This is a genomic window from Streptomyces durbertensis (genome assembly GCF_014156695.1).
GTDB lineage: Bacteria > Actinomycetota > Actinomycetes > Streptomycetales > Streptomycetaceae > Streptomyces > Streptomyces durbertensis.
The window spans coordinates 1-12,786 of record NZ_WMLF01000126.1 but is presented as its reverse complement, the minus strand read 5'-3'; the positions used below and the strand labels follow the sequence as shown (position 1 = coordinate 12,786).

14 protein-coding genes are annotated in these 12,786 nt (G+C 72.1%); 7 read left to right on the top strand and 7 right to left on the bottom strand.

Annotated elements, in window-relative coordinates; all coding sequences use genetic code 11:
• Positions 1-221: 221 nt before the first annotated feature.
• On the bottom strand, positions 222-833 hold the full coding sequence (locus tag GL263_RS11205; protein WP_028426699.1) for a response regulator transcription factor: 612 nt from the start codon (positions 831-833) through the stop codon (positions 222-224).
• Positions 834-1,277: 444 nt separating this feature from the next.
• Between GL263_RS11205 and GL263_RS11200 the strand changes: the two genes are divergently transcribed.
• Positions 1,278-1,604, top strand: coding sequence for a WhiB family transcriptional regulator (locus GL263_RS11200; protein WP_182855479.1), 327 nt, complete (start codon positions 1,278-1,280; stop codon positions 1,602-1,604).
• Positions 1,605-2,004: 400 nt separating this feature from the next.
• Here GL263_RS11200 and GL263_RS11195 read toward each other — a convergent pair whose 3' ends face one another.
• Positions 2,005-2,982 (bottom strand): LysR family transcriptional regulator, encoded by a 978-nt coding sequence (locus GL263_RS11195; protein WP_182855478.1) that lies wholly within the window; start codon positions 2,980-2,982, stop codon positions 2,005-2,007.
• Between the two features lie 81 nt (positions 2,983-3,063).
• Between GL263_RS11195 and GL263_RS11190 the strand changes: the two genes are divergently transcribed.
• Complete coding sequence (locus tag GL263_RS11190; protein WP_182855477.1) at positions 3,064-3,720, top strand: MOSC domain-containing protein; 657 nt, start codon at positions 3,064-3,066, stop codon at positions 3,718-3,720.
• Between the two features lie 48 nt (positions 3,721-3,768).
• Here the strand turns inward: GL263_RS11190 and GL263_RS11185 are convergent, their stop codons facing one another.
• Positions 3,769-4,044, bottom strand: a complete 276-nt coding sequence (locus GL263_RS11185) for a hypothetical protein (protein WP_182855476.1) — start codon at positions 4,042-4,044, stop codon at positions 3,769-3,771.
• A 155-nt stretch (positions 4,045-4,199) separates the two neighbouring features.
• Here GL263_RS11185 and GL263_RS11180 point away from each other — a divergent pair, with 155 nt between their 5' ends.
• From GL263_RS11180 to GL263_RS29045, 3 genes are all read left to right on the top strand, one after another.
• A complete protein-coding gene (locus tag GL263_RS11180) occupies positions 4,200-4,982 on the top strand; it encodes an SDR family NAD(P)-dependent oxidoreductase (RefSeq protein ID WP_182855475.1) in 783 nt (260 codons plus the stop codon).
• Positions 4,983-5,091: 109 nt separating this feature from the next.
• Entirely contained in the window at positions 5,092-5,793 is a 702-nt protein-coding gene (locus GL263_RS11175) for an ester cyclase (protein ID WP_182855474.1), read from the top strand.
• Between the two features lie 169 nt (positions 5,794-5,962).
• Positions 5,963-7,087 (top strand): ester cyclase, encoded by a 1,125-nt coding sequence (locus GL263_RS29045; protein ID WP_182855473.1) that lies wholly within the window; start codon positions 5,963-5,965, stop codon positions 7,085-7,087.
• Positions 7,088-7,198: 111 nt separating this feature from the next.
• Here GL263_RS29045 and groL read toward each other — a convergent pair whose 3' ends face one another.
• Both groL and groES read right to left on the bottom strand, forming a co-directional pair.
• Positions 7,199-8,824: a chaperonin GroEL gene (gene groL / locus GL263_RS11165; RefSeq protein WP_182855472.1), complete on the bottom strand. Its 1,626-nt coding sequence runs from the start codon at positions 8,822-8,824 to the stop codon at positions 7,199-7,201.
• 101 nt (positions 8,825-8,925) lie between these two features.
• Positions 8,926-9,234 carry a co-chaperone GroES gene (gene groES, locus GL263_RS11160; protein ID WP_143646984.1) on the bottom strand — a complete coding sequence of 103 codons (309 nt, stop codon included), beginning with the start codon at positions 9,232-9,234 and terminating at the stop codon, positions 8,926-8,928.
• 293 nt (positions 9,235-9,527) lie between these two features.
• Between groES and GL263_RS11155 the strand changes: the two genes are divergently transcribed.
• On the top strand, positions 9,528-10,139 hold the full coding sequence (locus GL263_RS11155; RefSeq protein WP_182855471.1) for a Uma2 family endonuclease: 612 nt from the start codon (positions 9,528-9,530) through the stop codon (positions 10,137-10,139).
• Positions 10,140-10,155: 16 nt separating this feature from the next.
• Here the strand turns inward: GL263_RS11155 and GL263_RS11150 are convergent, their stop codons facing one another.
• A complete protein-coding gene (locus GL263_RS11150; protein ID WP_438947947.1) occupies positions 10,156-11,166 on the bottom strand; it encodes a polysaccharide deacetylase family protein in 1,011 nt (336 codons plus the stop codon).
• 83 nt (positions 11,167-11,249) lie between these two features.
• Here GL263_RS11150 and GL263_RS11145 point away from each other — a divergent pair, with 83 nt between their 5' ends.
• Entirely contained in the window at positions 11,250-12,515 is a 1,266-nt protein-coding gene (locus GL263_RS11145) for a THUMP-like domain-containing protein (RefSeq protein ID WP_182855469.1), read from the top strand.
• Positions 12,516-12,563: 48 nt separating this feature from the next.
• Here GL263_RS11145 and GL263_RS11140 read toward each other — a convergent pair whose 3' ends face one another.
• On the bottom strand, positions 12,564-12,785 hold the full coding sequence (locus GL263_RS11140) for a hypothetical protein (protein ID WP_228456412.1): 222 nt from the start codon (positions 12,783-12,785) through the stop codon (positions 12,564-12,566).
• Position 12,786 lies beyond the last annotated feature (1 nt).

Below are 12,786 nucleotides of genomic sequence, written 5' to 3'. Positions count from 1 at the left end.
TTCCATGCCTGCTCACGGGGCCGCTCGCCCGGACCTCCGTATCGGCCGACTGCCGTAACGGCCGGCCCCCGAACCGACCGGCTTCGGGGTCCGGCAGGCTCCCGGACCGGCAGGCCCCCGGACCGACCCGCTTCCGGACCGACCCGCTTCCGGTCCGGCCGGGGCGCGCTCCCGGCCGGCGGACGGGCGGAGGACCTCCACCCCGGGCGTTCCGGGCAGTCCTAGCGGACCAGGCCCCAGCGGAAGCCGAGCGCGACCGCGTGGGCGCGGTCGGAGGCGCCGAGCTTCTTGAACAGCCGCCGCGCGTGCGTCTTCACCGTGTCCTCGGAGAGGAACAGCTCACGCCCGATCTCGGCGTTCGACCGGCCGTGGCTCATGCCTTCCAGTACCTGGATCTCCCGCGCGGTGAGCGTCGGCGCGGCGCCCATCTCGGCGGACCGCAGCCGCCTCGGGGCGAGCCGCCAGGTCGGGTCGGCCAGGGCCTGGGTGACGGTGGCGCGCAGCTCGGCGCGGGAGGCGTCCTTGTGCAGGTACCCCCGGGCGCCGGCGGCGACGGCCAGCGCCACGCCGTCCAGGTCCTCCGCCACGGTCAGCATGATGATGCGGGCGCCCGGGTCCGCGGAGAGCAGCCGGCGCACCGTCTCCACCCCGCCGAGCCCTGGCATCCGGACATCCATCAGGACCAGGTCCGAACGGTCCGCGCCCCAGCGGCGCAGCACTTCCTCGCCGTTGGCCGCGGTTGTCACGCGCTCGACGCCCGGCACGGTCGCGACCGCGCGGCGCAGCGCCTCTCGGGCAAGCGGGGAGTCGTCGCAAACGAGGACGGAAGTCATGGCCGCCCTCCGCTGCTGATGCGCATCACCTTGAGCCTCCAGGCTGTTACGAGTCTTCACCTGTGCGGTTGACCCCCTCGGACATGTGCCCGAGCGCTGATTCCGCCAACCGCCTCCGCACTCTCAACGACGGTCACCCAAAAGAGTTACGGGGTTCCACGCCCGTGTTCAGCACCCGGCGTGAGCGCGCGGACACGCCTCAGAGCCGCCCGCCGTCTGTGCTCCTGCGGTACTCCTGCGGCCCCACTGTGCCCTATTTGGTGGCTTTTGCTTCCGCTTTGTAGCCTCTGTGGCTAGATTCGCAAAGAGTCATATTTACATCCCTTCACACTGCGACTGTTACGGTCGGAGTGTCCTGATCGCCCTGAACTGCGCCGAATCGGCCGCTCAGTGCCGCCTTCGGCCCACACAGCAGCCCGAAGCAACGCTCCGAGAGGACGAGCAATGGCAGATTTCTCCCGCCTACCGGGCCCGAACGCCGACCTGTGGGACTGGCAGCTGCTCGCCGCCTGCCGCGGCGTCGACAGCTCTCTGTTCTTCCACCCAGAAGGGGAGCGGGGTGCGGCCCGCACCGCGCGCGAGGCATCCGCGAAAGAGGTCTGCATGCGCTGTCCGGTCCGCGCCGAGTGCGCGGCCCACGCCCTCACCGTGCGCGAGCCGTACGGCGTCTGGGGCGGACTGACCGAGGACGAGCGCGAGGAGCTGATGGGCAGGGCCCGCGGCCGGCTCGTCAGCAGCGGCACCACCCACGCCGGCTCCGCCGGCGACTGACCCCTGCGGGCGCCGAGCCACCGCTCCTCGCCACCCGAACGGCGCAACGCCGACACCCCACGCCAGCCGCAGGCGTCAACAGACCAGAACAACGGACCACGACCACGTCCACGACCACGACCATCAGGCCCACGGACTCCGCGACCGCGGAGGACCACCCGACCGACGAAGGACCGGCGAGAAGCGGGGACCGGTCGGGACACAGCGACCAGCACGCCGAGAAGACGCCGAGAACGCCGAGAACGCCGAGAACGCCGAAGAAACGTATCGGCTGCGGGCTCCCCGCCGAGCCCGGCGCACGGTCGTGAAGCCCGGAGGCCGCCCGCACACGCGGGCGGCCTCCCGCGTCGGGCCCCGGCGTCGGGCGCCGTCCGATCCGGGCCCCGCCCCGGCGCCCGCCTCAGGCCCCGGCGGTCGGGCGCGGCCGGGGCGCCGCGGCGGCCTCCGCCAGGTGCCGCAGCATCAGCGCCACCGCCGGCACCCGCACCAGGTCCGGCAGTGTCAGGGCGACCACCTCCCGCCGGACCTCCGGCACCACGCGCACGATGCTTGCCCCCTTCGGCCGCACCGACTCCAGCGCGAGCCCCGGCAGCACCGCCACGCCGAGCCCGGCGCCGACCAGCCCGACCACCGCCGGGTAGTCGTCCGTGGCGAAGTCGATCCGCGGGGTGAAGCCGGCCGCCTCGCACACCTCGACGAGATGCCGCCGGCAGCGCGGGCAGCCGGCGATCCACGGCTCGTCGGCCAGCTCCTTGATGCCGACCTCGACACCCGGCTCACCGCCCGGCTCGCCGGACGCCCCGGTCTCCGCCAGCCGGTGCCCGCGCGGCACCAGGCCGACCAGCCGGTCGGTGAGCAGCGGTCGGACCTCCAGGTCCCGCCACTCGCCGCCGGCCGGGTCGCCGCCGGCGCGTTCGCCCTCCGTCGGGTAGCGGAACGCGAGGGCGACGTCCGCCTCGCCCGCCCGCAACATGTCCACGGAACGCGGCGGTTCGGCCTCCACGAGCGACACCCGCGTCCCGGGGTGCCCCGCGCGCAGCGCCGCCACCGCGGCCGGCACCAGGGTCGAGCTGCCGCTGGGGAACGAGACGAGTCGAACCCGCCCGGCCCGCAGTCCGGCGATCGCGGCCACCTCCTCCTCGGCCGCGACCAGCCCGCCCAGGATGCCGGCGGCGTGCCGCGCCAGCGCCTCGCCCGCCTCGGTCAGCCGCATCTCGCGGCCCGTGCGGACGAGGACGGGCGTGCCGACCGACTGCTCCAGCGCGCGCATCTGCTGACTCACCGCGGGCTGGGTGCACCCCAGCTCACGCGCGGCGGCGGAGAACGAACCGCTCTGGGAGACGGCGCGCAGGACACGGAGATGACGGGCCTCGATCACCTCCCCACCATAAGCACATCTTGGGGCAGGCCGGAAAGAATTCACTGGCTGCTTTGAGCACGCGGCTCCTAGGCTGCCGCCATGCGCATTCTCTCCGTGAACATCGGCGGCCCCCAGCCCTCGGAGCACACCAGCTCCCCCACCGGTCACACCGGCATCACCAAGCGGCCGCACGACGGCCCGGTGCCGGTGAACGCGCCCGGCGCCGAGGGGAGCGGCCTGGCCGGCGACACCATCGGCGACCCCCGCCACCACGGCGGCGACGACCAGGCCGTCTACGTCTACGCACGCGAGGATCTCGACACGTGGGAGCGGGAGTTGGGCCGCGAGCTGCCGAACGGCGCCTTCGGCGAGAACCTCACCACCACCGGCCTGGACGTCAACGACGCCCTGATCGGTGAGCGTTGGCGGATCGGCGGGCAACTCCTGTTGGAGGTCTGCTCGGTGCGCAAGCCGTGCCGGACCTTCGCCGGAGCGCTGGGTGAGGACGGGTGGGTCCGCAGGTTCACCGAGGCCGGCGCGCCCGGCCCCTACCTGCGGGTGATCGAACCGGGCGAGGTGCGGGCCGGCGACACGATCACCGTCGAGCACCGCCCCGACCACCGGATAACCGTCGGCCTGCTGTTCCGCGCGATCACCACCGAACCCGCCCTGCTGCCCCGCGTCCTGGACGCGGGCGAAGCCCTCGCCGACGCCCCCCGCCAGACCGTCCTCAAACGCCTCGGCACCACCGCCTGACGCGTCCGGCCGGCGGCCGGGGAACCGGCCGCCGGAACCCGGCTGCGGCTACCTTCCGCGCGGCCACAGCGTGTACGACCACGAGACGAGCGTGTCGATCACCCACGCGATCAGCCAGATCCGCCCGGCCGTCGTGAGCCACCCGGTGTGCTCGCCGGGCACCCCGCCCTCGGTCAGCCACCAGTAGGCCCAGTTCGCGTCGACGGCCCACAGCAGCAGCTGCGCGACGAGGAAGACCGCCGTGTGCAGGTACCAGCCCTGCCGTTCCCTCGCGGCACGTTGACGCGCCGACACCTGGCCGCCCCGGTGTCTGGTCAGGTCCACCGTCGCCTCCCCTGCCTCCCTGTCCTCCCGACGCCGCCGTCGGCGCCGGCCCTCCCGGTGGGACGCGGTACGGGCCGGTGGGGTTGTCACGGCGTCCGGGCCCGAGGTGGCGGATCCGCGCCCCGGGGCGGCGTACCGGCGATACCGTTCGTGGCATGACTACCGCACTCATCACCGGATCGACGGCGGGCATCGGGGCGGCCTTCGCCAGGCGGCTGGCCACCGACGGCCACAATCTGGTGCTCGTCGCCCGCGACAAGGAACGGCTGGACCGGCAGGCCACCGAACTCCACGACCGGCACGGCGTGGAGGCGTCGGTACTGCCGGCCGACCTGGCCACCGAGGACGGCATCACGGCCGTCGAGGAGCGGCTGGGGGACCGCTCGGACCCGGTCGACCTACTCGTCAACAACGCCGGCTTCGGCCACAAGGGCCGCTACCTGGAGGTGCCGGTCGCCGACGAGCTGACCATGCTCAAGGTGCACTGCGAGGCGGTGCTGCGGCTGACCACGGCTGCGGTGGGCGGCATGCGCGACCGCGGCCGCGGCGGGGTCGTGAACGTCGCGTCCGTCGCGGCGTTCGTGCCGCGCGGCACGTACGGCGCGAGCAAGGCGTGGGTGGTCCAGTTCACCCAGGGCGCGGCGCAGGACCTGGCCGGCTCCGGGGTGCGGTTGATGGCGCTGTGCCCGGGCTTCGTGCGGACGGAGTTCCACGAGCGGGCCGGGATGTCGGTGGACGACGTGCCGGGCTGGATGTGGCTGGACGCCGACAAGCTGGTGGACGCCGCGCTGCGGGACCTGGCGCGCGGCCGGTCGCTCTCCGTGCCCGACCCGCGCTACAAGGCGCTCGTGGGCGCGAGCAAGCTGATCCCGCGCGGCCTGATGGGCAGGGTCTCCTCCCGTTCCGGCCGGAAGTACGGCCCGAAGCACGGCGACTGAGGCCGCCCTCCCGGGGCAGCGGGCTCCTATACTCAAGAAAGGGGATGAACAGGACCAAACGGGCATAGCCTGGGGCTGTCCCCACACGTCAGGGCCCAGGGAGGCCGTCATGACATTCGTGCAGCTCATCGACTGCAGGACCAGCCAGGTCGAGGAGATGAACCGGCTGCTGGACGAGTGGGTCGAGCAGACTCAGGGCAGGCGCACCGCGACCCACACGGTCGTGGCCCAGGACCGTTCCGACTCCACCCATGTCATCGAGATCGTCGAGTTCCCGTCCTACGCGGACGCCATGCGGAACTCGAACCTCCCGGAGACCGACCGGATCTTCCAGGAGATGGTGGCGCTCTGCGACGAGATGCCCACCTTCACCGACCTCGACGTCGTCCGCGACGAGCAGCTCAACACGCGGGTCGCGCGGCGACTGTACGACGAGTGCATCAACGAGCGCCGGCTGGACGTGCTCGACGAGATCTGTTCACCCGACTACCAGGAGCACGACGCGAACAACGACCGCGACCCGATCACGCTCGCGGAGAGCAAGGAGAGCATGCGGCGGCAGTTCGCGGCCTTCTCCCCGCAGGTCCGGGTCGAGAACATGCTCGCCGACGGCGACCTGGTGATGGTCCGCTGGGATTCCACCGCCCGGCACGAGGGCGAGTTCATGGGCATGCCGCCCACCGGCAAGGAGCTGCGCGCCTCCGGCCACAGCACGCTGCGGTTCAGCGAGGGCAGGATCGTCGAGGCCTGGTGGAACTGGGACCTGCTGCACGCCCTGCGGGAGATCGGCCTGATCCGTTTCGCGGAGTGAGGCGGGCCGCGCCGGCGAGCGGCAGGGCGGAACGGCCGAAAGCGCGCATACCCGGATGCCGCCCTAGCCTGGGAATGCGGGGAGTTGTCCCTCGTCCGGCTCCCTTGCGGCGGCTCAGCCGAGCACCGCCCGGCGCCTCACCCGACGAGGGGGTACCCAGGAGGGCACCATGACATTCGTACAAGTGATCGACTGCAGGACGACCCACGCGGACGAACTGAGCGGCCTGATGGACCGCTGGGTGGAACTGACCGAGGGACGGCGCACCGCCACGCACTCGATCGTGGCCAAGGACCGTTCGGACGCCACCCATGTCGTGGAGATCGTCGAATTCCCCTCCTACGAGGAGGCGATGAAGAACTCCCACCTGCCGGAGACGGACCGGATCTTCCAGGAGATGGTGGCGCTCTGCGAGGAGGAGCCCACGTTCACCGACCTCGACGTGGTGCGGGACGAGCAGCTCAACCTGCGGCTCGTACGCCGCTTCTTCGACGAGGTCGTCAACAGCGGGGACACCGCCGCCGCCACCCGGTTCTGCACCGAGGACTACCGGGAGCACGACCCCTCGCTCTCGTCCTACGACCTGGACCTGACCCAGGCCATGCGGGAGAACCAGGAGGTCATCTCGGCCATCCGGCCGCGGATCACCATCGAGCGGATCACCGCCCAGGACGACACGGTGAGCGCGGTGCTCAGCTACCAGGGGCGGCACACCGGTGACCTCCAGGGCCTCCCGGCCACCGGCAGGGAGGTCTCGGGCAGCGGGCACGTCACCTTCCGCTGCGTCGGCGGCAGAATCGCGGAGAGCTGGTGGAACTGGGACATGATGGGCCTGCTCCAGCAGCTCGGCGCCCTCCCGGACGCCGAGGCGACGGAGGCGAACAAGGCCGTGGCAAGGCAGGTCTTCGAGGCCGTGAGCCGCGGGGACCTGGACGCCGCCCGCTCGCTGTGCACCGAGGACTACCAGGAGCACGACCCGTCCAACAGCGCCGACCCGGTCGGGCTGGACCAGGCCATGGCGGAGCTGCGCCCGTTCGTCGAGGCGATGCACCCCACGTTCACCGTCGAGAGCCAGCTGGCGGAGGGCGATCTGGTGTGCACCCGGTGGACCGCGCGAGGCCGCCACACCGGCGAACTCCTGGGCTTGGCGCCCACCGGCCGCGAGGTCGTGACCGCCGGCCAGACCATCGACCGCTTCCGGGACGGCAAGGTCTGCGAGTCCTGGTTCAACTGGGACCTGGCCGGTCTGCTCCGGGACCTCGGGGCGATGGAACCCCCGCCCTCCGCCGGATAGCAGGGCGGACGCCCGCCTGAGAACGCCGAAGGGCCCCGGCTCCGGAAATCCTCCGGTGCGCGGGACCCTCGGGTGTGAGGCGTGAGCCCGACCGTACGGCTCAGCGGGACCTCAGTGGGAGTGGCCGTGACCGTGGCCGTGACCGGCGTCGTCGTCCTCGGCCGGCTTCTCGACGACCAGGGTCTCGGTCGTGAGCAGCAGGGAGGCGATGGACGCGGCGTTCTCCAGCGCGGAGCGGGTGACCTTGACCGGGTCGATGACGCCGGCCTTCACCAGGTCGCCGTACTCGCCGGTGGCGGCGTTGAAGCCCTGGCCCTTGTCGAGCTCGGCCACCTTGGAGGTGATGACGTAGCCCTCCAGGCCGGCGTTCTCGGCGATCCAGCGCAGCGGCTCGACGACGGCGCGGCGCACGACGGCGACACCGGTGGCCTCGTCGCCGGTCTTGCCCAGGCCGCCCTCCAGCACCTTCGCGGCGTGGACGAGCGCGGAGCCACCGCCGGAGACGATGCCCTCCTCGACCGCGGCGCGAGTCGCGGAGATGGCGTCCTCCAGACGGTGCTTCTTCTCCTTCAGCTCGACCTCGGTGGCCGCGCCGACACGGATGACGCACACGCCGCCGGCCAGCTTGGCCAGGCGCTCCTGGAGCTTCTCGCGGTCCCAGTCGGAGTCGGTGGCGTCGATCTCGCCCTTGATCTGGGCGACGCGGCCCTCGATGTCGGCGGCCGAGCCGGCGCCGTCGACGACGGTCGTGTCGTCCTTGGTGACGGTCACGCGGCGGGCGGTGCCGAGCACGTCCAGGCCGACCTGGTCGAGCTTGAGGCCGACCTCCTCGGCGACGACGGTGCCGCCGGTGAGGGTGGCCATGTCGCCGAGCATCGCCTTGCGGCGGTCACCGAAGCCGGGGGCCTTGACGGCGACCGCGTTGAAGGTGCCGCGGATCTTGTTGACGACCAGCGTGGACAGCGCCTCGCCCTCGACGTCCTCGGCGATGATCAGCAGCGGCTTGGAGCCACCGGCCTGCATGATCTTCTCCAGCAGCGGCAGCAGGTCCTGGATGGAGCTGATCTTGCCCTGGTGGATGAGGATGTACGGGTCCTCGAGGACGGCCTCCATCCGCTCCTGGTCGGTGACCATGTACGGCGACAGGTAGCCCTTGTCGAAGGCCATGCCCTCGGTGAAGTCCAGCTCCAGGCCGAAGGTCTGGGACTCCTCGACGCTGATGACGCCGTCCTTGCCGACCTTGTCCATGGCCTCGGCGATCAGCTCGCCGACCTGCTTGTCCTGGGCGGACAGCGCGGCGACGGCGGCGATGTCCTCCTTGGAGTCGATCGGGCGGGCGGTCTCCAGCAGGTCCTTCGAGACGGCCTCCACGGCCGCGTCGATGCCCTTCTTCAGGGCGGCCGGAGAGGCACCGGCGGCGACGTTGCGCAGGCCCTCGCGGACCAGCGCCTGGGCCAGCACCGTGGCGGTGGTGGTGCCGTCACCGGCGATGTCGTTGGTCTTGGTCGCGACCTCCTTGACGAGCTGGGCGCCAAGGTTCTCGTACGGGTCCTCGACCTCTACCTCACGGGCGATGGTGACGCCGTCGTTGGTGATGGTCGGAGCGCCGAACTTCTTGTCGATGACGACGTTGCGGCCCTTGGGGCCGATCGTCACCTTGACCGTGTCGGCGAGCTTGTTGACACCGCGCTCCAGGGCGCGGCGGGCGTCCTCGTCGAACTTCAGAATCTTCGCCATGGTGCTGGGTCCTCTCAGGTCCTCTCAAAACGAACCGCGCCCCGGCCCCGGCTGTCGCGAAGGACTGGGGCGCAGGGCGCGGCTCGGCAAAACTGGGTGACTTACTTCTCGATGATCGCGAGAACGTCGCGGGCCGAGAGGACGAGGTACTCCTCGTTGTTGTACTTCACCTCGGTGCCGCCGTACTTGCTGTACAGCACGATGTCGCCGACCTTGACGTCGAGCTCGACACGCTTGCCGTCCTCGATACGGCCCGGGCCCACGGCCAGGACAGTGCCCTCCTGGGGCTTCTCCTTGGCGGTGTCCGGAATGACCAGGCCCGAGGCCGTGGTCTGCTCGGCGTCGAGCGGCTGGACCACAATGCGGTCCTCAAGCGGCTTGATGGCAACCTTGGAGCTGGCGGTCGTCACGTCCGACCTCCCCCTTCGGAGATCTCACGGGGTCTGATGGCTGGGGTGTGGCGAGCCGGTAGATCCGTCGTCGCGGGTGCCGGACCTTCCTGTCGCACACGCGCACGTCACGGCGCGCAGGGCACGCCGGTACGTTCGCGTTTGTTCTGGCACTCCCCGGGGGAGAGTGCCAACGCCGACACTATGCCGCCGTTAGCACTCGGTCAAGCCGAGTGCCAATCCCGGCCCGCGCGTCGCGCCCGCTGACTACTCTGGAGGCGACACACCCCGGTGCGTCCCCAAGGAGGCCCGCCATGACCGCCGAACCCCTCGCCTCGACACCTTCGGACGAGGAACTGCCGGAGTGGTTCTATCCGCCGGAGGGCGGCTGGACGGCGGACGACCTGGACCGCCTGCCGCCGTCCGCCCCGCGTTTCGAGCTGATCGACGGAGCCCCCGTGATGAGGTCGCCGCAGACCTCGTTCCACAGCCAGGTGATGAGGCGCCTGGCCAACGCCGTGGAACTCGCCGCCCCGCCGAGCTTGTCCGTGGAGACGGACATGTCGGTCCGGCTCGGCGACCGGCAGCGCCCCGAGCCGGACGTCCTGGTCGCGGACGCCGCGACGGACCCGGCCCGGACGGCCTACCTCCCCGAGGAGGTCGTGCTCGCCGTCGAGATCGTCTCGGAGGAGTCGCGGGAGCGGGACCGCAAGACCAAGCCGCTCAAGTACGCGGAGGCCGGCATCCGGCACTTCTGGCGGGTCGAACGGGAAGGGGACCAGCCCGTCGTTCACACCTACGAGCTGGACGACACCACGGGCGCGTACGTGGCGACCGGCATCCACCGCGACAAGGCGGTGGTGCCGGTGCCGTTCCCGATGGAGATCGACCTGACCTCGCTGTACCGCCGCTGGCCGGCGGGCTGACCACCGGCCCGGTCGCTCAGATGTAGTCCTCCAGTCTGGCGAGGGCGAAGCCCTGGTCGGTGACGGTCTTGAGGGTGCGGCGGACCATGTCCGGCATCGTGCCGCCCCACTCCGCCTTGCCGCGGAAGTGGGTGAGGATGATGTCGCCGGGGTGGAAGACGCGGTCGCCGCGCCCCCAGTCGAAGCGTTTGGCCCAGGCCTCCTCGGCCCACAGCGGCACGGCGGTGATGCCGCAGGTGGCGGCGGCCCGCAGGGTGTCGCGGTTGTAGGCGCCGTAGGGCGGGCGGAACAGGTGCGGCGTGGTGCCGATCTCCTCGCGCAGGACCTCCTGCTGGCCGCAGATCTCCCTGCGCTGGGCCTCGTAGGAGAGCTTGGGCAGCTCCTTGTGGGTCAGGGTGTGGTTGTGGATGGCGACGCCGTCGCGGTGCATCTCGCGGAAGTAGTCGTAGTTGTCGTTGGCCACGTAGTCCGCGAGGAAGGCGCTGTAGGGGATGTCGAGGTCGCGCAGCATCCGCAGCAGCGCGGGGTCCTTCTCGTAGCCGTCGTCGATGGTCAGGAAGACGACCCGGTCCTTGGTGGGGACGCGGGTGATGACGGGCGGCAGTCCCTCGCCGCTGAGGTGGCCGGAGTCGCTGGCCAGCTTCGGCTTCTTCGCGGGCGGCGGCGGGGGCCGCAGCGGGAGGCGTTCCACGCGCCAGTTGCGTACGGCGGCCACGCGGCGGCGTTCGGCCTGGCGGAGCCGTTCGGCGTGGGCGGCGAGGGCCGCAGCCGCACGTTCGGTCTGGGCGCGCTGGGGGGCGCCGAGGGCGAGAGCCGGCGGTTCGGCGGCGCGCGCGGGGGCGCCGCCGCCCGTCGCGTCGGACAGCGGCTCGTCGAGCGCGCCGGGCGGGCCGTCGTCGCGGGCCGCGCCGTAGCCGCAGGAGACCGCCAGGAACGCGGCGACGGAGACGCACAGCGCCCGTCGCACATGTCGACCGGGCCGAGGGCTGATACCTCCCGTTCGGCCCACTTTTCTGATTTGTGTGATTAGCGACATGGTGTCGGATGCTTCCACCGCGCACCGCGATCGGTGGGCAGGCCGGTCGGCGACGCCGCCGGAAAGCGGCGAGAATGGCCCGTGTGGCCGTACCCGACGACATCCCGCACGCCCCCGACGCCGACGCGCCCGGTTCCCACGACCAGGGGGCGCCCGACCCCGAGGTCGCGTCCTTCCTGGCGCTCCTCACCCCCACCGGGCAGCGGCTGCTGACGGAGCTTCGGGACTACGACCCGGCCGACGAACTCGCCGTCGCCACCCGGCTGCGCCGCGACCACCCCGCCGCGCTGGTATCCGCCGCGCTCGGCCAGGCCCGCCTCCGGCAGCGCGCCGCCGCCAAGTTCGGCCGGGACGCCGAGCGCATGTACTTCACCCCCGACGGCGTCGAGCAGTCCACCCGCCGGGTCGTCGCCGACCACCGGGCCGCGCACGTGGTCGCCCTCGGCGTACGCCGGCTCGCGGACCTGTGCTGCGGCATCGGCGGCGACACGCTCGCGCTGGCGCGCGCCGGCGTGCGGGTACTCGCCGTCGACCGCTCCCCGCTGACCTGCGCCGTGCTGCGCGCCAACGCCGAGGCGCTGGGGCTGGCCGACCGGATCGAGGTCCGCTGCGCCGAGGTGGACGAGGTGCCGGTCGGCCCCGAGGAGTTCGACGCGGTGTTCGTCGACCCCGCGAGGCGCGGCGGACGCGGCCGGGTGTTCGACCCCGAGGCGTACTCGCCGCCGCTGTCCTGGGCCGTCGAACTGGCCGCACGCATGCCGCACGCCGCCCTCAAGATCGCTCCGGGAGTGCCGCACGAGGCCGTGCCGAAGACCGCCGAGGCCGAGTGGATCTCGGTGAACGGCGAGGTCAAGGAAGCCGTGCTGTGGTTCGGTGCGGGCGTGGCGCCCGGCGCGGTCCGGGCCACACTGCTACCGGCGGGCGACACGATCACCGGCGGCGGGCACCCCGCCCCCCCGGCCGGGCCCGTCCTGCGCTACCTCTACGAGCCGGACGGCGCCGTCATCCGCTCGCACCTCGTGGCCGAACTCGCCGAAGACCTCGGCGCCCGGCTCGTCGACCCGACCATCGCCTACCTCACCGCCGACACGCTGCGGCCCACCCCCTTCGCCAGGGCGTACGAGATCACCGACACGCTGCCGTTCAACCTGAAACGGCTCAAGGCGCTGCTGAGGGAACGCGAGGTCGGCACGCTGACGGTGAAGAAGCGGGGCTCGCCCGTCGAACCCGAGGAACTGCGCCGCCGGGTGCGGCCCAAGGGGCCGAACTCGGCGACGGTGTTCCTCACCCGCGTCGAAGGCGCCCCGACGATGCTGCTCGGCCACCCGGCCGACGGCTGACCCCGACGGCCGGGCGCCGCCGCAGCGGCCGCCTCGGGCGACACCGGCTCAGTCGGTGCCGAGGGAGGTGAAGCGCCAGCGGTGGACCGGGCGGGACAGCAACTCCGGCGGCGGGTCGGGAAGCTCGGGCGGGCGGAAGGCGCCGGTGTGGTCGCTGCCGTCGTCCGGCGTCTCCCACCAGGTGATGACCAGGACACGGTCGCCGGGCGCGGTGAACGTCTCCCGGCGCAGCGGCCGGCCGGCCGGGCGCTGGGCGCGGGCGAACTCCAGC

Bases quoted from the DNA above. Each gene is read 5' to 3' on its own strand.
- GL263_RS11205 (WP_028426699.1), bottom strand. From the start codon at position 833: ATGACTTCCGTCCTCGTTTGCGACGACTCCCCGCTTGCCCGAGAGGCG.
- GL263_RS11200 (WP_182855479.1), top strand. From the start codon at position 1,278: ATGGCAGATTTCTCCCGCCTACCGGGCCCGAACGCCGACCTGTGGGAC.
- GL263_RS11190 (WP_182855477.1), top strand. From the start codon at position 3,064: ATGCGCATTCTCTCCGTGAACATCGGCGGCCCCCAGCCCTCGGAGCAC.
- GL263_RS11180 (WP_182855475.1), top strand. From the start codon at position 4,200: ATGACTACCGCACTCATCACCGGATCGACGGCGGGCATCGGGGCGGCC.
- GL263_RS11175 (WP_182855474.1), top strand. From the start codon at position 5,092: ATGACATTCGTGCAGCTCATCGACTGCAGGACCAGCCAGGTCGAGGAG.
- GL263_RS29045 (WP_182855473.1), top strand. From the start codon at position 5,963: ATGACATTCGTACAAGTGATCGACTGCAGGACGACCCACGCGGACGAA.
- groL (WP_182855472.1), bottom strand. From the start codon at position 8,824: ATGGCGAAGATTCTGAAGTTCGACGAGGACGCCCGCCGCGCCCTGGAG.
- GL263_RS11155 (WP_182855471.1), top strand. From the start codon at position 9,528: ATGACCGCCGAACCCCTCGCCTCGACACCTTCGGACGAGGAACTGCCG.
- GL263_RS11145 (WP_182855469.1), top strand. From the start codon at position 11,250: ATGGCCCGTGTGGCCGTACCCGACGACATCCCGCACGCCCCCGACGCC.